A 21,003-nucleotide genomic window follows, 5' to 3' on the forward strand; every position below is an offset into this window, starting at 1 on the left:
GCGCAGAGGGCCGATCACCCGGCGGCTTCGTCCTCACTCGCGGTGACGGCGATGAACTGGGTCGCGTTGCCGCGCCGGACCAGCAGCATCACGGTCTGGCCGTCCTTCACTCCCGCTAGGGCGCGATCCAGGGCCGCGGCGTTGGCCACGCTGGTCCGTCCCACCGACAGGATCACGTCTCCCGGCTGCAGCCCGGCTTCGGCCGCGGCATCGCCGACACGGGCCAGGCGCACGCCCTCGTTCGCCTGCAGGCCCAGTTGCTGCCGTTCGGCGGCGCTGAGGTCGCGCCCGACCAGGCCGAGCGCATTGCCGCGCCCCGTGGCTGGCGCGGGGCCTTCTTCGTCCGGACCGGACTGATCCACGGCGCCACCGGCGAGTTCTTCGTTGAGCGCATCGAGCGTGACCTCGATTTCACGCGGCTTGCCGTCGCGCAGGATGCCCAGGCGCACCCGGGAACCGGGGGCGAGGCCACCGATGAGCGGCGGCAGGTCGCTGGAAACGTTGATCTTGCGGCCGTTGACCGAACGGATCACGTCCGCGCGTTCGATGCCCGCCTTGGCCGCAGCGCTGCCCGGCACGACCACGGCAACCAGGGCGCCGCTGGCGTCGGGCAGCCCGAGCCCGCGGGCGTCGTCGGCGGAAATCGCCTGCACCTGCACGCCCAGCTGGCCACGGCTGACCTTGCCGGTCTTCTTGATCTGGTCGGCCGCGCTCATCGCCACGTCGATGGGAATCGCGAAACTGACGCCCATGTACCCGCCGGAGTTGCTGAAGATCTGCGAATTGATGCCGACGACCTCACCGGCCGTATTGAGCAGCGGCCCGCCGGAATTGCCGCGATTGATCGCCACGTCGGTCTGAATGAAGGGCACGTAGCGCTGGTCGGCGTAGGGATTGGCCCGCCCCACCGCGCTGACGATGCCCGCGGTCACCGACTGGTCAAGCCCGAACGGGGAGCCGATGGCGACGACCCACTGACCGGGCTTGAGGCGCGTGGAATCGCCCATGCGCAGGGCCGGCAGCCCCTTGGCGTCGATCTTGAGCAACGCCACGTCGGACTGCTGGTCGCTGCCGACCACCTTGGCCTTGAACTCGCGGCGGTCCGACAGCTTCACCGTCACCGTATCCGCGCCGTCGACCACGTGGTGGTTGGTCAGCACGTAGCCGTCGTTGGAAATGAGGAAGCCGGTTCCCATCGAAAAACCGTGCGGAACCTGCGGCATCTGCGGACCTTCCGGTCCTTCGAAGATCCCCGGCGGCAACATCCGGCGGAAGAATTCGGGGATCTGGTCCTCGTCCGGCGTTCCGCCGCTGCGCGCGACACGGCGCGCACCGACTTCGGCACTGATGTTGACCACCGCCGGCGCTACCTGCTGGACCAGATTGGTGAAGTCCGGCAACCCGGTGACGAGCGGCGTGGCCGGCACCGTCTGCGCAGTGGTGGCAATCGGCACGGACGCGTCGGCCGGGGGCTGGGCGGTGCAGGCAGTCGGCAGTGCGGCGGCAATGAGGCCGAGCACAGCCAGCGAGCGAAGCGGTCGGTTCATAGGCATCGGATAGTCGAGGGGTTGAGGTAGGACGGCAGCACGGCGCCATGCCGTGCGGCTGCGGATCAGCCGGCGGCGCGGATCAGCGCTGCGGATCGGCGGGCGGCGGCAGGGAGGATTCGGCTTCCGCGGGCAGACGCGGCTCGAACGGATAGAACGAAGACGACCGCGTGGGCTCCCGCCCGAAACTGACCGTCACTCCGCCGGCCGCACTGTCGGACAACACCGAACGCGGCCAAGGGCGCGTGACGATGTCGTCGACGCGCGGATGGAACGGATGGCCCGTGGCAGACAACGTCACCGCGGCAGCGGCAATCGCATCGGGTTCCGTGGTCGTTGGCGGAACCGGAGCGCGGGTCGACCGCGAGGTCCGCACCGGGCGTTCCGGTCGGCGCGCCAGGCTGGCAACGGCGGTAGCGGCCGACGCGGCAACCACGGCAGGAGTCGTGGCGGCGGGAGTGTCGGTTGGCGTACTCGTCGTACCTGCCGGCGTGGGCGCGGGGCGCGGAGTCGCAGCCCCGGCGGCAAGCCGGGTACCGGTCGACGGAGAGTCCGTCGGCGAAGAACCCGTGGAGTACGGCCGGAGAACCAGCACAGCCGCGACGGCGACCGACGCCGCGAGCGCCGCGCCGCCGATCCAGCGACGACGCGCAGGCGCCGCCTTCATCGCTTCACCCATTGCCGGCGCCACCGCCTGACCGGCGACCTGCCGTTCCCCGGCCAGTGCACGCATGACGCCTGCCGCGAAATCCGGGGCGGAGACGACGGTGGCCTCGCCGCGCAATGCATCGCCGATCAGCTGCCAGCGACCGCAGGTCTCGCGCCATTCGATGTCGTGATCCAGGCGCTTGAGTGCGAAACGGATCGCATCGCCGGGCAATTCACCATCGAACAACGCACTGAGCGCCTCGCGATCGTCACGCGGGTGCAGCGAATGATGGTTGGAATTCGGGTTGGAACTCGTGTCGGCGCGGTTCGTCATCGGTGGGCACGCTCCCGCAGGTTCGCGTCATGGTCCAGCAAGGGCCGCAGCTGGCTGTCGATGGCTTCGCGTGCGCGGAAGATGCGCGAACGCACCGTGCCGATCGGACAATCCATCCTAGCGGCGATCTCCTCGTAACTCAGCCCGTCGACCTCGCGCAGGCTGATCGCCATGCGCAGCTCGTCGGGCAAGGCTTCGACAGCGCGCATCACGGTAAGTTCGATTTCCTGACGCAACAGTTCATGCTCGGGCGTCGCCGTTTCGCGCAGGCGCGCGCCGGCGTCGTACTGCTCGGCGTCGGTTGCATCGACGTCGTCGGTGGGCGGCCTGCGGTTCTGCGCGACGAGGTGGTTCTTGGCGGTGTTCACGGCGATGCGATGCAACCACGTATAGAACTGCGAATCGCCCCGGAAATTGGGCAGCGCGCGATACGCACGGATGAAGGTTTCCTGCGCCACGTCCTGGCATTCGCTCCAGTCGGCGATGTAGCGCCCGATCAGGGCCACGATGCGATGCTGGTACTTGCGCACCAAGGCATCGAACGCGGCACTGTCGCCACGCTGCACGCGCCGGACCAGCTCCTGGTCCAGGTCGGTTTCCGGGGTCGACGATTTTTCGGCCATCACTGCGCCGGCACTCCTGTCAGCTCGGCGAGGCCGAATCGTGGGACACCCCTGACGGGCGAAAGTTCACTCATGAGGACATTCATGGGGGCGCGGACCATACGCTGCAAGCGCCAGGCGTCATGGTCCGACCATACGGTTTGACGCGGTCGAAACAAGCTCTGGATGATAGGACGCAGCAAGCGGCCGCGAATGCGGCCAGTCCGGTGCCAGGCACCGCTCCTCTGATTCGTAAGGATGGTCCCGCATGATCGCTGGCCTTGACGGTCTTCGCCTGCAGCACTGGAAACCCGAGCAACGCGACGACGGGATCGTCGTGCTCTCGTTCGATCGCGAGGGGGCGAGCGTGAACACGTTCGCGCAGGAGGTGCTGATCGAGCTCGACGGCCTGCTCGAGCGCCTGGCCCTGGACCCGCCGAAAGGGCTGCTCATCCGCTCGGCCAAGACGAGCGGGTTCATCGCCGGCGCCGACATCCGCGAATTCGCCGAGTTCGACGCGCGCGGCAACGTCAACGACGCCATCCGGCGCGGCCAGCAGGTCTTCCAGCGCGTGGCCGAACTGCCCTTCCCCACCGTCGCCGCGATCCATGGCTTCTGCATGGGCGGAGGCACGGAGCTGGCGCTGGCCTGCCGTTACCGCGTGGCCAGCAGCGATGGTTCCACGCGGATCGGACTACCCGAAGTGAAGCTCGGCATTTTCCCGGGCTGGGGCGGCAGCGTGCGCCTGCCGCGCCTCGTCGGCGCACCGGCGGCGTTCGACATGATGCTGACGGGACGCTCGCTCTCGGCGTCGGCCGCGCGCGCGATCGGCCTGGTGGACCGGGTGGTCGATCCTGCGTCGCTGGTGGAGGAAGCGGCAAAACTGGCGCTACGCGGCACGCAACGTCCGTTCAAGCAGCGCTTCACCGCGTGGGCGACGAACACCTGGCCGGCGCGCCAGTTGCTGGCGCCGATGCTGGTCAAGCAGGTCGCACGCAAGGCGCGCAAGGAACACTACCCGGCACCGTATGCGCTCATCACCACGTGGCAACGTGCGAGCGGCGGCGTGCAGTCGCTGCTGGCGGCCGAGCGCAAAGCGGTGGTGAAGCTGTCGTCGACGCCGACCGCGCGCAACCTCATCCGCGTGTTCTTCCTGCAGGAACGCCTCAAGTCTTCCGGGGGCAAGGACCATGGAATCCGCCACGTGCACGTGGTGGGCGCAGGCGTGATGGGCGGCGACATCGCGGCGTGGTCGGCGTATCGCGGCTTCGAGGTGACAGTGAGCGATCGCGAGCAGCGCTTCATCGACGGTGCGCTGGCGCGTGCTACCGAACTGTTCAACAAGAAGGTGAAGGACGAGGCGAAGCGCACTGCCGTCGCCGCGCGCCTGAAAGGCGATCTCGCCGGTGACGGCGCCGCGCAGGCCGACCTCGTGATCGAGGCGATCATCGAGAAGGCGGAAGCCAAGCGCGAGCTTTACTCCGCCGTCGAGCCACGCATGAAGCCGGACGCGCTGCTCACCACGAACACCTCGTCGATCCCGCTGACCGAACTGCGCGAACACATCGCGCGTCCCGCGCAGTTCGCCGGCCTGCACTATTTCAATCCGGTCGCGCTGATGCCGCTGGTGGAAATCATCCATCACGACCGCATGGCCGCCGAAACCGGGCAGCGCCTGGCGGCATTCTGCCGGGCGATCGACAAGCTGCCGGTGCCCGTGGCCGGCACGCCGGGTTTCCTGGTCAATCGTGTGCTGTTCCCGTACATGCTCGAAGCCGCGACCGCGTTCGCCGAAGGCATCCCCGGCCCCGCGATCGACCGGGCTGCGGTGAAGTTCGGCATGCCGATGGGACCGATCGAACTCATCGACACGGTGGGGCTGGACGTCGCCGCGGGCGTCGGCGCCGAACTGGCCCCCTTCCTCGGCCTGCCGATCCCGGCCGCGCTGGCGACGCCGCCGGAATCCGGCAAGCGGGGCAAGAAGGACGGCCAGGGGCTGTACCGCTGGGTCGACGGCAAGGCGCAGAAGCCCGAGCTTCCCAAGGACTACAAGATGCCGGCGGATCTGGAAGACCGCCTGATCCTGCCCCTGCTCAACGAAGCGGTGGCCTGCCTGCACGACGGCGTCGTCGCCGACGCCGACCTGCTCGACGCGGGCGTGATCTTCGGCACCGGCTTTGCGCCCTTCCGCGGCGGTCCCATCCAGTACATCCGCGAAACCGGCACGCAGAAGCTGCTGGAGCGACTCAGGGCGCTGCAGGCGGCGCATGGCGAGCGCTTCGCGCCCCGCCCCGGTTGGGATCGACTGTAGGCGACAGGTGAAGGCAGCCGCTGCCAGCGTGGCAGCGTTGCCTAACCGACGGACGCCTCCGTCGCGGAGGTGACCGGCGCATCCGCCGGCCGGCTGTGCGCGACCCGATTGCGGCCCTCCCGCTTCGCGATGTAGAGGGCCTGGTCGGCGCGCCGGACCCATTCGCCGACGCTTTCGATATCCGGATCGAGTTCGGCGACGCCGATGCTGACGGTGAACCGCACCGCCGCGCGGAGGATGTTTTCGCGGATGCGTTGCGCAATGTCCGCCGCTTCCGCCAGCGTCGCTTCGGTAAGCACCACGCCGAACTCGTCGCCCCCGAAGCGTCCCGGGGTATCGATCCTGCGCACGCTGGCCTGCAGGGCAGCGGCCAGTTGCTTGAGGACCAGATCGCCGATCGGGTGCCCGAAGCCGTCGTTGATCTGCTTGAAGTGGTCGATGTCCAGCACCAGCAAGGCCGCGCCACGTTGGGTGCGGCGCGCACGCGAGAACTCGGTTGAGGCAGCCTCCTCCAACTGTCGCCGGTTCGGCAGGCCGGTCAGCGCATCGAGTCGGGAAAGCCGCTCCAGCTCGCGGTTCTGCCGCACCACCTTGCGACCCAGGGCGTAGGCCACCGTACTCAATCCCATCGGGTAGAGGACCATGAAGGGGATGCTGAACAGGATGGTCAGCGTCGAGGTCTCAGGGCGGAACGGAAAGCCGAGCAGCGTCCAGGTCACGCAGAAGGCGATGAGCTGCCCGGTTGCGGTGCGGGCGAGGAAGCGCCATCCGCCCACGCCCACCTTGTCGGCGGAAAGCATGACCGCGAGCAGGACGGTGGGCAGCAGGTTCAGCTGCATCACCGCGATCCACATGCCGCCGGCCATGGAATCCGCCACCAGGCTCCTGCGTTCCACCTGGATGGGATTCCGGCTATGCCGGGCGACCAGATAGGCGATGAACGGCCACACGTAACCGTCGAAGGCGAGCAGCGCCCACCAGGGCCAGGCCGCATGTTGCTGGTAGAGCACGCCGCCGACGGCAACGCAGCCGGCGCCCAGCCCGAGCAGGCGCATGCGGAAGATGCGCCCGACGAATTGCAGATGCTCGTTGTCTGCCGGCTTCCGTGCTTCGCTTGGCGCACTCATGTCCGCCCTCCTGCGGAGCCGAGGTTAGCTCAGCAGCCGTCCGGATGGCGCAAAGGGCGGGACGGAATTCGTCCGCACCCGCTCACATGGTATGCGTAGGCCGCTCGGCGGTCAGGGTGCCTGCAAGCAGGGCTTCGATCCGGCCCTTCACCGTTTCGCCTTCCGCCGTGTCCGGGAACTGCACGCCGATGCCCGCCGGACGATTGCCCTGGGCGCCCGGGGGCGTGACCCAGACCACCTTGCCTGCGACGGGAAGGCGCTCGGTGGACTCGGGCAGGGTCAGCAGCAGGAACACCTCGTCGCCGAGGAAATAGCGCTTGGTGGTGGTAATGAATATGCCGCCGGACTTGAGGAAGGGCATGTAGGCGCTGTAGAGCGCCGCCTTGTCCTTGATTGCGTGCGACAGGATGCCCTGTCGAGCGCCTCCTGCTCCCGTCATACCGCTCATCCCCTGCTTCCTCCGGAGGCCGCGGCGGCAGCTCCACTACCGCGCCAGGCCAGCAACAATTCGACGACGGCCAGATCGGCACGCACCGTGGTCCGCAACAGGTCGCGGACCTGGTTGGCGCGATCGAACCACTCGGCCAGCCTGCGCGCTCGCGCCGGATCGGTCAAGCGTCCTGCTTCGGCCAGGGCGAGGTCCGCCGCGTGGCGCAGCCGCAGCCCGAGATCGTCGTCCGCGGCCCAGCGCTGGGCCGTGTCGGCGACCGTCGCTTCCCCGCGCCCCAGCTTCGCGAGGTCGGAGGCGACTTCGCGCCGCAGCGCCATCCCGCTGCCCAAGAGCCATTCGTGCGCGAGGCCGGGATGGCCACGGGCCGCGTCGAGCGCCTCGTTCGCCGCGGCGGCGGCGTGGCCGCGCGCGCGCAGCCATGCCACCGCTTCCTCGGGCGGCGGCAGGCGGAACTCGAGCTTCTGGCAACGACTGCGGATCGTTGCCGACAGGCGCGACGGATGCGCACTCACCAGCCACAGATAGCGCCCGGCGACCGGTTCCTCGAGCGTCTTCAGCAAGGCATTGCTGGCGGCGTGGTTGATGGCGTCGGCCGGGTCGATGATCGCGACCTGGGCGCCACCGTATTGCGGCGTCAGCGCCAGGCGCTGGGACAACTCGCGGACCTGCTCGATGATGATCTCGGTCCGCAGCCGCGTGCCTTCCTTGTTCGGGATGAACGAGATGAACTGGTAATCGGGATGCGTGCCCGCTTCGAACAGACGGCAACCGCGGCATTGCCCGCAGGGTTCGCCGTCGGCGCCGCGTTGCTCGCACAGCACCCGCTGCGCCATGCGCTGCGCGACTGCGCGCTTGCCCAACTGGGCGGGACCGGCGAACAGCAGCGCGTGCCCGAGTCGCCCCGCGTCCAGCGCAGCGGACGCCTGGCCGTAGATCCGCTGCTGCCAGGGAGCGAAGCCCGCGAAAACCGATCCGCTCATGCGGCCACCAGCGCGCGCAGGCAGGTCACGGCCTGCGTCGCGACCGCCTCCACGGATTGGGTCGCATCGATGACCCGGAAGCGCCCTGGCTCGGCCTCGGCGCGCGCAAGGAATCCGGCGCGCACGCGTTCGAAGAAGTGGTCCTGCTCGCGCTCGATGCGATCCGGACCGTTTCCGCCCGGCACCAGATCGCGCCCGCGCGTGCGCTCGCGCGCATGCGCGACGCCGATGTCCAGCAGCAGCGTCATCGCCGGCGCGATGCCGACGACGCGATGCTCGAGCGTGGCGATGAAGTCCGGATCCAGGCCACGGCCGGCGCCCTGGTAGGCATAGCTGGAATCGGTGAAGCGATCGCTGATCACCCAGGCTCCGCGTTGCAGCGCCGGCAGGATCACTTCGCGGACATGCTGCGCGCGCGCGGCGAACATGAGCAGCAATTCGGCCTCGGCCGAGGGCGACTCGTGGTGCGTGTCCAGGAGCAGACCGCGGATCTGCTCGGCCAATGGCGTGCCGCCGGGTTCGCGCGTGGAGACGACCTCGAAGCCGCGCTCGGCGAGGAAACCGCGCAGCGCCGACAGCACCGTCGACTTGCCCGCGCCCTCGCCGCCTTCGAGCGTGATGAAACGGGCCTGGCTCTGCAGCGTCATTGCTTCTCCGTCGTGGCGGCCGATGCGCCTTGCCGCGCGCGGTAATTCTTCAGATAGCGGCCGACGTTCGCCTGATGCTCCGCGTAGGTGCGTGCGAACAGGTGGCGCCCGCTGCCGTCGCCGACCGCGACGAAGAACAGCGCATCTCCCGGCGCCGGATTGGCGACCGCCTGGAGCGCGTCCACGCCGGGCATCGCGATGGGCGTGGGCGGCAGGCCCGCGCGCACGTAGGTGTTGTAGGGCGTATCCGTGCGCAGGTCCGCCTTGCGGATGTTGCCGCCGTAACCCGAGCCCATGCCGTAGATCACGGTGGGATCGGTCTCCAGCTTCATTCCCAGCTTCAGGCGTCTCTCGAACAGGCCCGCGATCTGCGGGCGTTCGGCGGCGATGCCGGTTTCCTTTTCCACGATCGAGGCCAGCGTCAGCATTTCGTCCGGCGTCTTCAACACGCTGTCTTCGTGCCGTTGCTTCCAGGCGCTGGCCAATGCCTTGTCCATCGCGTCGTGCGCGCGGCGCAGGACGTCGAGATCGCTGTCGCCGGCGGTGTAGAGGTAGGTTTCCGGCAGGAAGCGACCTTCCGGATGCTGCCCGGGGTGTCCCAGCGCCTCCATCAGCGCGGCATCGTCGAGTTGCGCGGTTTCCTGCTCGAGCGGCTTCGCGCGCGAGAGCGCGGCGCGCAGCTCGCGGATGTTCCAGCCTTCGACGATGGTGAAGCGGCGCTGGATCACCTTGCCGTCGCGCATTGCGATCAGCAGTTCGCGCGGCGTGGTGTTCGTGTCGAGGGGATACTCGCCAACCTGTAGTCTTCCCGCCGCCTGCAGCTGGCGCGCCAGCAGGCGCCATTGCAACGAATCGCCGGGTTCGACGCCCGCCGCGCGCAGCTTGCGCAGCACCGCCGGCAGCGAATCGCCCGGCTTGACGATGACCGAAGATCCCGCGGCAATACCCGGCATGGGGCGGTACGCGAAGCCGGCATAGTGCTGCCAGGCCCAGTACCCCGCTCCGATGACCAACAGCAGGAAAAGAAGCCCGCCGAAGCGGCGGCTGGATTTGCGACTCACGTCGTCTCCGGATTGATTGCACTGAAAGCCGGGTTGGCCTGCGCCAGGCGTTCGCGTGCGGCGGCTACCTGCGCATGCGGAGTCCACGTCCGGGTGCCCAGCCTGGCGACCGGCAGGATACCCCGCACCGCATTGCACAGGAAAACCGCATCCGCGGTTTCGATGTCGGTCACATCGAGCCGCGATTCCCGTGCGTCCAGGTCATCCAGCAACCAGCGGCGGCACACGCCCGCCACGCCGCAGCGATCGATGCGCGGGGTCCACCACCGGCCCGTGCGCAGCACGAAGAGATTGGCCGCGGTCGCGGACACCACGTCGCCCTCGACGCTTCGCATGAGACCCTCGAAGGCATCGCGGTCCGGTGCCGCCGGATCGTTCCATTCGCCGCGCGCGAGCACCTGCTCCAGGCGATTGCAGTGCTTGATGCCGGCGAGCGCCGGCTGCAGCGCCAGGCGGGTGCTGCACCAGCGCAGGACCACGCCCGCTGCGGGTGCCGCAGGCGGCAGCGCGTGCCGGGACAGCACCCAGGTCGGCGCGGCGCCTGCGTCGGGCGCGTAGCCGCGCCCACCGCTGCCGCGCGTGACGATCAACTTGAGCACGGCATCGTCGTCGGCCAGCAGCTCATCCGCCTGCGCGCGGACGAAAGCGGGATCCGGAGGCGTGATGCCCAGGCGTCGCGCGCCTTCCTGCAGCCGCGTCCAATGCGCCGGCCACCACGCGATCCCGCCGCGCGCGGCGCGCATGGTTTCGAACACGCCATCGCCGTAGGCGATGCCGCGATCATTGCCCGGGACGGATTCGATCCGGGTCGCGCCGGAGAAGACGCGCTCGCTCACCCGCCCACTCCGAGCGCGCGCAGCATGCCCCGCGCCTTCGCGCGCGTTTCCTCCAGTTCCCGCTGCGGATCCGAGTCGGCCACGATGCCGGCGCCCGTGCGGAAGCGCAGCGTCGCGCCTTCCACTTCCGCGCTGCGGATCAGGATGTTGAGGTCGAGGTCGCCATCGCGGTTGAGCCAGCCGATAGCGCCGGTGTAGGCACTGCGACCCTCGCCTTCGAGTTCGGCGATGATCTGCATGCAGCGCACTTTGGGGCAGCCCGTGATCGTGCCGCCCGGAAACACCGCGCGAATCACCTCGCCCGGCGCGACGTCGGCACGAAGCCGCCCCCGCACGTTGCTGACGATGTGGTGCACGTGCGTATAGCTCTCCACCGTCATCAGTTCGTCGACTTCGACGCTGCCCGGCACGCACACGCGTCCCAGATCGTTGCGTTCCAGGTCGATCAGCATCACGTGTTCGGCGCGTTCCTTCGGATGGCCGACCAGCTCGCGGATACGCTCGGCGTCGTCGTCGCCGGCGAAACGCGCGCGCGTGCCGGCGATCGGCCGCGTTTCGACGAGATCGCCGCGCACGGACACCAGGCGTTCCGGCGAGGAACTCACCACCGCCCAGCCCTGCTGCGCGAACACCCCGGCGAACGGCGCCGGGTTGTTCTCGCGCAGGCGCTGGAACAGCGCGGCAGGATCGAGCGCGTGGTCGAAACGGGCCTGCCAGCCGCGCGAGAGGTTCACCTGGAACACGTCGCCGGCGGCGAGGTAATCGAGGACGCGTTGCACGCCATCGGTGTAACGGGCCGGTTCGTCCTCCCCGACGGTCGACGGCGATTGCCATGCCGGCAGCGGCTCCATGGCGCGCGCGCCTTCGACATCCCGGGCGATCGCGTCGAGCAGATCCGCATGGGTCGTTTCGGCCACCACGACGCATTCGCCGGTCGCATGATCGCGCAGCACCGCCGCGGGACAGCGCAATGCCAACGCCATCGGCAAGCCGCCCGGCGCCGGAGGCAGGCGAAGGACCGGCTCGACCTGTGCGGCGAGTTCATAGCCCAGCAACAGAGCCCAGCCGCCACGGAACGGCCAGCGCGGTTCGTCCCGCGGGATGCGTTGTGTTCGCCATGCGGCATCGAGGGCGGAAAAAAAGTCGCCTTCCATCCTGCGGTCGTCGCCATCGCGAACCGTGCCGTCGCGATCGAGCCGCAACGAATCGCCATCCGCCGCCAGCAGCATGTCCCAGCGCCCCTGCGCAGTGCCATGCGCGCTGGACTCCAGCAGCAACGGATAGCGCAACGGCGCGAAGCGATGCAGCGCGAGCAGGTCGACGGGGTGGGCGATGGGTCGGGTCAACAGCATGGTGTGTATTAGACCGCGTTTGGGTTGTCGTGGTCGGTTGTCGAAACTGCAAAAGCGTGCCGACAGGTCCTCGTGGCGACGCCGGCGGCCCCTGGCTTGCGCGACACGCCGTGAACCCATCCATGGGGACTCGGGCGCGGCAGCCATGCCGCGCACGTCACGCACGCGCAGAGGCCACCGGCGTCCGGGGATCACGGGTGCTCGAAGAAAAAAGCCAAAACGAAGCGCGGACTTCACCCTCGCGACGCGCTGCCCGCCCGGTGGGGGATAGCGGAGAGCAGCCCATGGATGGGCTGCGACCCACCCTAAAGACAGGATGTCGTCGGGTGGGCGGAGCTATCCCCCACCGAGCGGGCAGCGCCGATCCGGAGCCGACTTCCAAAAAAGATCCCCGCCGAAGCGGGGACCGGATGCATCTGCAGTTGGCGCCAGCGTCAGATCCGCTTGAACACCAGCGTGCCGTTGGTGCCGCCGAAACCGAAGCCGTTGGACACCGCGACATCGACCTTCGCTTCGCGTGCGGTGTGCGGCACGTAATCGAGGTCGCAACCCTCGCCCGGATTGTCGAGGTTGATGGTCGGCGGGATGACACCCGTATGCATCGCCATCACGGTGAAGATCGCTTCGACGCCGCCCGCGGCACCGAGCAGATGGCCGGTCATCGACTTGGTCGAAGACACCATGGTCTTGTAGGCGTAGTCGCCAAGCGCGCGCTTGATCGACAGCGTTTCGGCCAGGTCGCCCAGCGGCGTCGAGGTGCCGTGCGCGTTGAGATAACCGATCTGCTCCGGATTCACGCCCGCGTCCTTCATTGCCGCGACCATGCAGCGGGCCGGGCCTTCGCCGTTTTCGCTGGGCGCGGTCATATGGAACGCATCCGAGGACGCGCCGAAACCCGAGAGTTCGCAATAGATGCGCGCACCGCGCGCCTTGGCGCGTTCGTACTCTTCCAGGATCAGGATGCCGGCGCCGTCGCCGAGGACGAAGCCGTCGCGATCGCGATCCCACGGGCGCGAGGCCTTGGTCGGCTCGTCATTGCGCGTGGACATCGCCTTCATCGCGCAGAAACCACCGACCGACGTCGGCGAGGAGCCGCGCTCGGCGCCGCCGGCGATCATCACGTCGGCATCGCCGTACTGGATCATGCGCATCGCCATGCCGATCGAGTGGTTCGAGGTGGCGCAGGCGGAAACGGCGGAGAAATTCGGGCCCTTGGCGCCGGTGAGCAACGACACCTGGCCGGGCAGCATGTTGATGATGGTGCTGGGTACGTAGAACGGCGAGATCTTGCGTGCGCCGCCCTCGTGGAACTTGACGGTCTGCTCCTCGATGCCGAGCAGTCCGCCGATGCCCGAGCCGATCAGCGCACCGATGCGCTCGGCATTGGAATCGTCGATCTCCAGGCCCGCGTCTTCCAGCGCCATAAGCGAGGCGGCGACGCCGTAATGGATGAACTCATCCATCTTCCTGGCGTCCTTCGGATTGACCCACTTGGTGACGTCGAAGTCCTTCACCATGCCGCCGATGCGGGTGGTGAACACGGACGGATCGAAGTGGGTGATGGGGCCGATGCCGGAGCGGCCGTTGACGATGCCGTCCCAGGTCGTTGCCAGATCGTTGCCCAGCGGCGACACGGTACCCATGCCGGTGATCACTACGCGCCTTTTCGACATGAAACACTCCGAACGCTGCGCCGGCCTTGCCGGCTGGAATTGCGATTGAACGCCACAGTACGGTGCCTGTGGCTCAAAAACGCGGGGCCGCAGAACGCGGCCCCGGTCTGGTTTTGCGGTTCGCCATCAGCGACGGATCGGATGGCCAACCACCGGAGCCGGCAAGGCCGGTCTCCGCGACAGCATCAGGCCTTGACGTGCGCCTTGATGTAGTCGATGGCCTGCTGCACCGAGGTGATCTTCTCGGCTTCCTCGTCCGGGATTTCGCACTCGAACTCTTCTTCGAGGGCCATCACCAGCTCGACGGTGTCGAGCGAGTCCGCGCCGAGGTCGTCGACGAACGAAGCGTTGTTGGTGACTTCCTCTTCCTTCACGCCGAGTTGTTCGACGACGATCTTCTTGACGCGCTCTTCGATGCTGCTCATTGGGTCTCACTCCTCCCGGGATCGGGAATTCGATGGAATAGTCTAAATGAATCGCGGGCGTTCGCGAAGGTCGCGAAAACCCTTTCGCTTCAACCGGTTACGGATGCATGGGCAACCGGTCGAAGCCAATCTCAAGGCATGTACATGCCGCCGTTCACGTGCAGGGTCTCGCCGGTGATGTAGGCGGCCGCGGGACCTGCGAGGAAGGCTACCGCACGGGCGATGTCCGCGGGTTCACCGAGGCGACCCAGGGCGATCTGGTTCATCAGCGCCTGCTTGGCGTCTTCGGGCAGATCCCTGGTCATGTCGGTCGCGATGTAGCCGGGCGCGACGACATTGACGGTGACGCCGCGCGAACCGATTTCCTTCGCCAGCGACTTGCTGAAGGCGATGATGCCGGCCTTGGCCGCGGCGTAGTTGGTCTGACCTGCATTGCCGGTGACGCCGACGACCGAGGCGATGTTGATGATGCGGCCCTTGCGCGCCTTCATCATCGAGCGCATGACCGCCTTCGACGTGCGATAGACGCTGGTGAGGTTGGTGTCGAGGATGGCCTGCCAGTCCTCGTCCTTCATGCGCATCAGCAGGTTGTCGCGGGTGATGCCGGCGTTGTTCACGAGGATGGAAACCGGCCCGATGTCCTTGGCGATGCCTTCGATCACCGCATCGATCGATTCGCCGTTGCTGACGTCGAGCACGCGGCCGTGGCCGCCGTTGGCCGCCAGGCGGTCGGCGATCGCCTTCGCGCCCGCTTCGGAAGTCGCAGTGCCGATGACCGTGGCGCCCTGCGCGGCGAGCTCGTCGGCGATCGCGGCGCCGATGCCGCGGCTCGCGCCGGTGACCAGCGCGATTTCACCCGTGAGCGGGAGGTTGCTCATGCTTTCCACTCCGTGAGTGCGGATTCGAATTCGGCGGGCGTGCCCAGGGCGCGCGCCTCGAGAGACTTGTCGATGCGCTTGGCGAGGCCGGCAAGCACCTTGCCCGGACCGCACTCCGCGATGCGGGTGATGCCGCGCGCGGCCAGCGCCTGCACGCAGCCGGTCCACTGCACCGGCAGGTAAAGCTGGCGGACCAGCGCGCCGCGGATCGAGTCGATGCCGTCGTGCACTTCGGCGTCGACGTTCTGCACGATCGGCAACTGCGGCGCATGCCAGGCGAGATCGTTCATGGCTTCGGCAAGACGGTTCGCGGCTTCGCGCATCAGCGGCGTGTGCGACGGCACGCTGACGGCGAGCTTCACGGCCTTGCGCACGCCGCGTTCGCCGAGCATCGCCAGCGCGCGGTCGACTGCGGCGGCGTGTCCGCCGATCACGATCTGGCCCGGCGAATTGAAGTTGGCCGGCACGACGATTTCGTCGCCGGAAGCCGCCTTGCAGACCTCGAGCACGAGTTCGTCCTCGGCGCCGAGCACGGCGGCCATCGCGCCGGTGCCGGCAGGCGCGGCGTCCTGCATCAGCTGCCCGCGCAGGCGCACGAGCTTCGCGCCGTCGCGCAGCGACAGCGCGCCGGCGGCGACCAGCGCCGTGTACTCGCCCAGGCTATGGCCGGCCAGCACGGACGGCTGCGCGCCGCCCTGTTGTTGCCAGGCGCGCCATGCCGCGACGCCCGCGGCCAGCAGGGCCGGCTGCGTGAACTCGGTGCGGTTGAGCTGCTCTTCGGGGCCTTCCTGCGAAAGCGACCACAGGTCGACGCCTGCCCCTTCGCTGGCTTCGGCGAAGGCTTCGCGGACCACGGCGTGCGCGCCGGCAAGTTCACCGAGCATGCCCAGGGATTGCGAGCCCTGCCCCGGAAACACGAATGCAAGTTGCACGGAAGGCTCCGTCACGGCGGTTCCCTTCAAAAAAGAGGCGGCATGATACGGGCGAAGCCGATCATCCGTCTGTACCAGTGCGTATGCAGCGAGAGGACGCGGAAGTCTACTCCGCGCCCGTGATCCTCAGTAACGCAGCAGCGCCGAGCCCCAGGTGAAGCCGCCGCCGAAGGCCTCCAGCAGCACCAGCTGGCCGCGCTGCACCTTGCCCGAGCGCACCGCGTGGTCCAGTGCCAGCGGCACCGAGCCCGACGAGGTATTGCCATGCTTGTCGACGGTGACCACGACGCGGTCCATCGGCATGTCCAGGCGCTTCGCGGTCGCCTCGATGATGCGCAGGTTCGCCTGGTGCGGGATCAGCCAGTCGATCTCGTGGCGATCCAGGCCGTTGGCTTCGAGCGTTTCCTCGACGACCGAGTCGAGCGCCTTCACTGCGTGCTTGAAGACCTCGTTGCCGCTCATGTGGATACGCACGCCGGCGTTGTCCTCGCCGGGCTTGAAGCCGACCGACACGCCCACCGGGTTCCACAGCAATTCCTTCTTGCCGCCGTCGGCGTGCATGTGTGTGCTGAGGATGCCGGTTTCGGTATCGGCCTTGAGCACGACCGCGCCGGCGCCGTCGCCGAACAGCACACAGGTGGTGCGGTCGCTCCAGTCGACCATGCGGGTGAGCGTTTCGGCACCGATCACCAGCGCGGTCTTCACCGCGCCGGAACGGATGAACTTGTCGGCCACCGTCAGCGCATAGACAAAACCCGAGCAGGCCGCGTTGACGTCGAACGCCGGGCAGCCATCGGCGCCGAGGCGGTGCTGGATCAGGCAGGCGGTGGACGGGAAGATCAGGTCGGGCGTGGTGGTGCCGACCACGATGAGCTCGAGATCCTTCGCATCGACGCCGGCGGCTTCGAGCGCGCGCACGGCTGCGTTGTAACCCAGGTCGCCGGTGGTCTGGCCTTCGGCGGCGACATGACGCTGGCGGATGCCGGTGCGTGCGGCGATCCATTCGTCGCTGGTGTCGACGATCTTCGACAGGTCGTCGTTGGTGAGCACCTTTTCCGGGAGGTAGCTGCCGGTACCTGCGATGCGCGCGAACACTTGCTGGGTCATGCTTTTCTCATCATGGAGCGGCGACGGACGCAAAGCTGCCCGTGACGGCCGACGGAAGTCTGGGCGCCCGGAAGCCCGGACGGCAAAGGCTGAATGCTACTCGCTTGGGCGGCCGTTGGCGCAATGCACAAACGCAAACGGGCGCACAGGGCGCCCGATATCCTCCCGCTCGCGCACAGCGGGAATAACCGCAATTTCCATCACGCAAACGCGAACGGGCGCCTTGCGCGCCCGTCCCGTTCCGGCGTCGTACGGCCGCTACGCGGCGCCCCGACGACGGCAGTCATTCCGCGCCGCAGGCGCGGGAACAACTCACTCTTCGTCGGCGACCTTCGACTTGGTGTCGATGACCTTCTTGCCGCGGTAGTAGCCGTCGGCGGTCACGTGATGGCGCAGATGGGTCTCGCCGGTGGTCGGGTCGGTCGCCAGCTGCTTGGCCGACAGCGCGTCGTGCGAACGGCGCATGCCACGCTTGGACGGGGTGACGCGGGACTTCTGAACTGCCATGGTCTTGCTCCGGAAAAATTAAAGCTGGTTATTTGTTCGGTTTCGACTTCAGTGCCGACAAGGCGGCGAACGGATTTGCGCTGCTCTTGCTGAGCTCGTCCTGTTCCGTCTGCGTGACGGGCCAGTCGCGCTCCACCGCCTCGCTGCCGGGACTCACCGGGACCACCGGCACGGCGAGGATGAGTTCATCCTCCACCAGCTCGGTCGTCCGCAGTTCGCCGTTTTCGGGCACCAACAGCGGTTCGTAACCCGGCGGCAGCGCAGCCTCTTCCGCTTCGTCGCGAATGAGCCCGAGCCGCTGCACGATCTTCACCGGCAGGAGGAACCGCTCCAGGCTGCGCTGGCATTCCAGCGGCAGCTCGGCTTCGATCCGCAACTCGACGTAAGGCACCTGCAGCGAATCGCGATCGAAATCGAGCGCGAACCGGACATCGCCTTCGGTATCGAGCAGACTGCTCTCCAGCCGCGTCAGCGTGGACAGCGGCAGGCGTCCTTCGACTCCCCGCCGCGCCGCCACCATCCGCCAGGCGTCCAGAACTTCGGGAACCCGTTCGGATGGCGTGCCGGCTGACATAAGACGCGGGATGTTAGAGCCTCGCCACGCCCCGTGTCAAACCGCAAGTCCTTGTGACTACGAGGGTTTTGTCGTCGCCCCGGGCGATTTGTGTAAACGGGGCCCGGCGGTTCAGACTGCAGCCCCCTCGCTGAAAGCCGGTGCCGTGACCCTGCCTGTGCTGATCTGGATCGTGGTCGCGGCCGGCGTCGTGATCGTCGTTGCGGCCCTGCTGCGGCAGCGGAGCCCGCGCCGCCGCGCCCGTGCGGTCCGCGAGCTCCTGGATGCTGCGGATGCCCTGGAATCGCGCCTGCGCATGGCCCGGGCCGAGATCGAGGCCGTCGCCGGCGAACAGGGTCCGGACCCGGTGGGCGAAGCCATGCGGGAGATGCTCCGCCAGCGGCTCTGGCTGCGCGACCACGGCCGCGAGGCCAGCCTGGAACAGCTGGCGGAGGTGCGGGTGTCGATCGACGCGGCCCGCACCCGCATCGACACCCAGCTCGCCCGGATCGCGCGCGCCCGCGCACCGCAGAGCTGACCGGCATGACGCGCCTGATCCTGGCCTCCACTTCGGCCTACCGGCGCGAGCTGCTCGCCCGGCTCCGCCTGCCCTTCGACGTGGCCCGCCCGGAAGTCGACGAGCGGCCGCTGCCGGGAGAAACGCCAACCTATCTCGCCGAGCGGCTGGCGATCGCCAAGGCGCGCGTGATCGCCGAACGCGAGCCCCGTGCCTTCGTGATCGGTTCCGACCAGGTGGCCGAACTCGGCGAACAGCCGCTGGGCAAGCCCGGAAGCCGCGACGGTGCGATCGCGCAACTGGGTGCCATGTCCGGCCGCGAAGTGCGCTTTCGCACCGCGGTGTGCGTGCAGCGGCAGGGCGACGCGCCGCGCATCGCCATGGACACGACGACCGTGCGTTTCCGCTCGCTGTCGCTCGCCGAGATCGAGCGCTATGTGGATGCGGAACAACCGCTGGACTGCGCCGGCAGCTTCAAATCCGAAGGACTCGGCATCGCCCTGTTCGAAGCGATCGATTCGAGCGATCCCACCGCCCTGATCGGGCTGCCGTTGATTGCGACGGCGCGCCTGCTGCGCGAAGCGGGCTTCACCCTGCCCTAGCGCGCAGCGCGGGCTTCAGCGGATGCGGATCGGCTGCTCGGCCCATTCCTCGACGCTACCGTCGCGGCCGTGCAGGCGCAGCCCCAGCCAATGGCGCCCCGGCGTCACGGCGGTTGTTCCGCGCAGATCGACGCGCGCGCTGAAACCGACATCGGGATGCCGCGGATCGTTGGTTTCCGGCCAGTTGTTGCGCAGGCCTTCGTAGCGCTCGCCGTAGCGGGCCTCGGCTACGAGTCGTCCATCCAGCAGCACGTCCACGCGGGCCAGACCGACGCCATCCTTGAATGCCCAACCGCGCAGGTCGAACACACGTTCGACCGACGCGTCGGCTTCCGGCGTGTCGATCCACGCCATCGCCGGCGTCGTGCACGCACCCGTCCGCTGCGAATCAAGCGCGAACAAGGCGAAGCGCTGGCGACCGTGGTCGATGTTCAGCACCTGCGGCGGCGGCAGCGGGCCCACCATGTCGCACAGGGCGTGGTAGCGATGCAGCAGGTCCTTGTACGGCACTTCGGTGATGCCGACCACCAGCAACGCCGGATGGCGCGCCCATTCGTGGCCGCCCGCCGATTGCAGCCCCCACAGGCGCAACTGCGGCGCGCGTCCGTGCTTGCGGTTGAGCGGATGGTCGAGCACCGGGATATCCGGCTTTCCGAGCGCGAAACCGAGTTCCGCGCCGACCTTGAAGCTGTCGGCCAGCAGCGTGGTGCCGGGCGGCATCTGCCCGAGCCGGCGCCCCGTGGCATCGGCCAGCACGTCCCATCCGGCGAAGTTCGACGGATAGAATTTGGTCGCGGCGCTGAGCGCACGCAGGTGCGGCACCGACACGGCCGCGTAGAACGTCAGCATCACGGCCAGACCGGCGCCGGCCACGCCCCAGGTCGCGACGCGCAACCAGCGCGGCCATCGCGCCAGCACCGCCGGCAGCAGCGGCAGCAAGGCCAGGTATCCCGGCAGCGGCCAATGGAAACTCACCCGCTCCGTATCGGCGAAAAAGCCGAGCACGAAGAACCCGAGCACCACCAGCCCGCCGAGATAGGCGAAGTAGCGCGTGGCCGGCAGCGTGCCATGGCGCCCGCGCCAGGCGGCCCACGCCAGCGCGGCGAACAGCAGCGGCGTCGCCATCAACGCCTGGATGCCGAGGAACAGGATGCCGTCGGCATGGAAGGCCCAGGGATGCCGGTCCACCAGCTGGAAGCGCAGGCCCGCGTCCGCGTTGTCCAGGTTCCAGGCCAGCAGCGGCACCCAGGCCGAGGCGCCAAGCGCGATCGCGGTCCACACGCGCACGTCGCGCAGGGCGCGGCGACCATCCGGCAGGAGCAGCAAGGCGATGAAACCGACGCCGATCACGGCGACGAAGCGATAGTGGCTCAGCGCACCGAGCACCAGGCCGATGGCGAGTTCCAGCGCGTCGGCGGCGTCGACTTCACGCAGCAGTCGCGCACCGGCGTCGGCGCACAGCAAGGTCGCCAGCGCCATCATCGCGTCGGGCAGCGCCAGCAGGCCCAGCGTGCCGGCCAGAGGCAGCAGCAGCGCGAAGCAGCCCGCCTGCCAACCCGCGCGTTCGCCGAATTCGCGCGTGGTGATCCGCACGACCAACAGCGGCACCAGCGCCGCGATGAAAAGGAAGGGCGCGCGAAGCGCGAAGGCGTGTTCTCCGCCCATGGCCACGCCGAGCCGGGCCAGCCAGGCCGTCAATCCGGGCAGATCGGAATAGGCCGCGGCCAGGTGGTGGCCTTCCTGCCAGTAGAACGCCTCGTCCACGAACAACGGCAGGCGTGCGGCGACCATCAGCTTCGCCAGCAGGACCGCGGCCCACAACAGCCAGAAGCCGCGTCGTGCCGGACCGGGCGCCTGCCCGGCATGCATTGCTTCATCGCGCATTGAAGAAGAGCAACCCCGTTACACTGAAC

Annotated in this window: 21 protein-coding genes; 3 read left to right on the forward strand and 18 right to left on the reverse strand. The window is 68.3% G+C overall.

The annotated features are described in order from the left end of the window. Window positions 1–14: 14 nt before the first annotated feature. The 3 genes from ACFPN1_RS05390 to rpoE form a co-directional block, all read right to left on the reverse strand. Window positions 15–1,547: a DegQ family serine endoprotease gene (locus ACFPN1_RS05390; protein WP_386753612.1), complete on the reverse strand. Its 1,533-nt coding sequence runs from the start codon at window positions 1,545–1,547 to the stop codon at window positions 15–17. A gap of 82 nt (window positions 1,548–1,629) precedes the next feature. After that, on the reverse strand, window positions 1,630–2,529 hold the full coding sequence (locus ACFPN1_RS05395; protein ID WP_386753614.1) for a sigma-E factor negative regulatory protein: 900 nt from the start codon (window positions 2,527–2,529) through the stop codon (window positions 1,630–1,632). After that, entirely contained in the window at window positions 2,526–3,152 is a 627-nt protein-coding gene (gene rpoE, locus ACFPN1_RS05400; RefSeq protein ID WP_386753615.1) for an RNA polymerase sigma factor RpoE, read from the reverse strand. The genes ACFPN1_RS05395 and rpoE overlap by 4 nt, the downstream gene beginning before the upstream one ends. 247 nt (window positions 3,153–3,399) lie before the next feature. Between rpoE and ACFPN1_RS05405 the strand changes: the two genes are divergently transcribed. Beyond that, entirely contained in the window at window positions 3,400–5,442 is a 2,043-nt protein-coding gene (locus ACFPN1_RS05405) for a 3-hydroxyacyl-CoA dehydrogenase NAD-binding domain-containing protein (RefSeq protein ID WP_386753617.1), read from the forward strand. A 41-nt stretch (window positions 5,443–5,483) separates the two neighbouring features. Here ACFPN1_RS05405 and ACFPN1_RS05410 read toward each other — a convergent pair whose 3' ends face one another. The 14 genes from ACFPN1_RS05410 to ACFPN1_RS05475 all read right to left on the reverse strand — a co-directional run bounded on the left by ACFPN1_RS05410 (window position 5,484) and on the right by ACFPN1_RS05475 (window position 17,992). Next, window positions 5,484–6,497 carry a diguanylate cyclase gene (locus ACFPN1_RS05410; RefSeq protein ID WP_386753619.1) on the reverse strand — a complete coding sequence of 338 codons (1,014 nt, stop codon included), beginning with the start codon at window positions 6,495–6,497 and terminating at the stop codon, window positions 5,484–5,486. Window positions 6,498–6,651: 154 nt separating this feature from the next. Continuing rightward, a complete protein-coding gene (locus ACFPN1_RS05415; protein ID WP_386753621.1) occupies window positions 6,652–7,017 on the reverse strand; it encodes a PilZ domain-containing protein in 366 nt (121 codons plus the stop codon). Then, window positions 7,014–8,000, reverse strand: coding sequence for a DNA polymerase III subunit delta' (locus ACFPN1_RS05420; RefSeq protein ID WP_386753622.1), 987 nt, complete (start codon window positions 7,998–8,000; stop codon window positions 7,014–7,016). The genes ACFPN1_RS05415 and ACFPN1_RS05420 overlap by 4 nt, the downstream gene beginning before the upstream one ends. Beyond that, window positions 7,997–8,647, reverse strand: a complete 651-nt coding sequence (gene tmk / locus ACFPN1_RS05425) for a dTMP kinase (protein WP_386753624.1) — start codon at window positions 8,645–8,647, stop codon at window positions 7,997–7,999. The genes ACFPN1_RS05420 and tmk overlap by 4 nt, the downstream gene beginning before the upstream one ends. Further along, complete coding sequence (mltG, locus tag ACFPN1_RS05430; RefSeq protein ID WP_386753625.1) at window positions 8,644–9,708, reverse strand: endolytic transglycosylase MltG; 1,065 nt, start codon at window positions 9,706–9,708, stop codon at window positions 8,644–8,646. The genes tmk and mltG overlap by 4 nt, the downstream gene beginning before the upstream one ends. After that, entirely contained in the window at window positions 9,705–10,544 is an 840-nt protein-coding gene (gene pabC, locus ACFPN1_RS05435) for an aminodeoxychorismate lyase (protein WP_386753626.1), read from the reverse strand. The genes mltG and pabC overlap by 4 nt, the downstream gene beginning before the upstream one ends. Next, window positions 10,541–11,896, reverse strand: coding sequence for an aminodeoxychorismate synthase component I (locus ACFPN1_RS05440; protein WP_386753627.1), 1,356 nt, complete (start codon window positions 11,894–11,896; stop codon window positions 10,541–10,543). The genes pabC and ACFPN1_RS05440 overlap by 4 nt, the downstream gene beginning before the upstream one ends. A 434-nt stretch (window positions 11,897–12,330) precedes the next feature. Next, a complete protein-coding gene (gene fabF / locus ACFPN1_RS05445) occupies window positions 12,331–13,569 on the reverse strand; it encodes a beta-ketoacyl-ACP synthase II (RefSeq protein ID WP_386753629.1) in 1,239 nt (412 codons plus the stop codon). Between the two features lie 185 nt (window positions 13,570–13,754). Next, on the reverse strand, window positions 13,755–13,994 hold the full coding sequence (acpP, locus tag ACFPN1_RS05450; RefSeq protein WP_200613703.1) for an acyl carrier protein: 240 nt from the start codon (window positions 13,992–13,994) through the stop codon (window positions 13,755–13,757). 131 nt (window positions 13,995–14,125) lie between these two features. After that, window positions 14,126–14,872: a 3-oxoacyl-ACP reductase FabG gene (gene fabG, locus ACFPN1_RS05455; RefSeq protein WP_386753631.1), complete on the reverse strand. Its 747-nt coding sequence runs from the start codon at window positions 14,870–14,872 to the stop codon at window positions 14,126–14,128. Then, complete coding sequence (fabD, locus tag ACFPN1_RS05460; protein ID WP_386753632.1) at window positions 14,869–15,804, reverse strand: ACP S-malonyltransferase; 936 nt, start codon at window positions 15,802–15,804, stop codon at window positions 14,869–14,871. The genes fabG and fabD overlap by 4 nt, the downstream gene beginning before the upstream one ends. 126 nt (window positions 15,805–15,930) lie before the next feature. After that, window positions 15,931–16,911, reverse strand: a complete 981-nt coding sequence (locus tag ACFPN1_RS05465; protein ID WP_386753634.1) for a beta-ketoacyl-ACP synthase III — start codon at window positions 16,909–16,911, stop codon at window positions 15,931–15,933. A 312-nt stretch (window positions 16,912–17,223) separates the two neighbouring features. Further along, window positions 17,224–17,418 (reverse strand): 50S ribosomal protein L32, encoded by a 195-nt coding sequence (gene rpmF / locus ACFPN1_RS05470; RefSeq protein WP_386753636.1) that lies wholly within the window; start codon window positions 17,416–17,418, stop codon window positions 17,224–17,226. A 28-nt stretch (window positions 17,419–17,446) separates the two neighbouring features. Then, on the reverse strand, window positions 17,447–17,992 hold the full coding sequence (locus ACFPN1_RS05475) for a YceD family protein (protein ID WP_386753638.1): 546 nt from the start codon (window positions 17,990–17,992) through the stop codon (window positions 17,447–17,449). Window positions 17,993–18,137: 145 nt separating this feature from the next. On the opposite strand from ACFPN1_RS05475, the gene ACFPN1_RS05480 reads away from it, so the two are divergent. Beyond that, a complete protein-coding gene (locus ACFPN1_RS05480; RefSeq protein WP_386753639.1) occupies window positions 18,138–18,509 on the forward strand; it encodes a hypothetical protein in 372 nt (123 codons plus the stop codon). Window positions 18,510–18,514: 5 nt separating this feature from the next. Beyond that, window positions 18,515–19,090, forward strand: a complete 576-nt coding sequence (locus tag ACFPN1_RS05485) for a Maf family protein (RefSeq protein ID WP_386753641.1) — start codon at window positions 18,515–18,517, stop codon at window positions 19,088–19,090. A gap of 15 nt (window positions 19,091–19,105) precedes the next feature. Here ACFPN1_RS05485 and ACFPN1_RS05490 read toward each other — a convergent pair whose 3' ends face one another. After that, on the reverse strand, window positions 19,106–20,974 hold the full coding sequence (locus ACFPN1_RS05490; RefSeq protein ID WP_386753642.1) for an ArnT family glycosyltransferase: 1,869 nt from the start codon (window positions 20,972–20,974) through the stop codon (window positions 19,106–19,108). Between the last annotated feature and the right edge of the window lie 29 nt (window positions 20,975–21,003).

The sequence above is a fragment of the Lysobacter yangpyeongensis genome, assembly GCF_042655745.1.
GTDB lineage: Bacteria > Pseudomonadota > Gammaproteobacteria > Xanthomonadales > Xanthomonadaceae > Agrilutibacter > Agrilutibacter yangpyeongensis.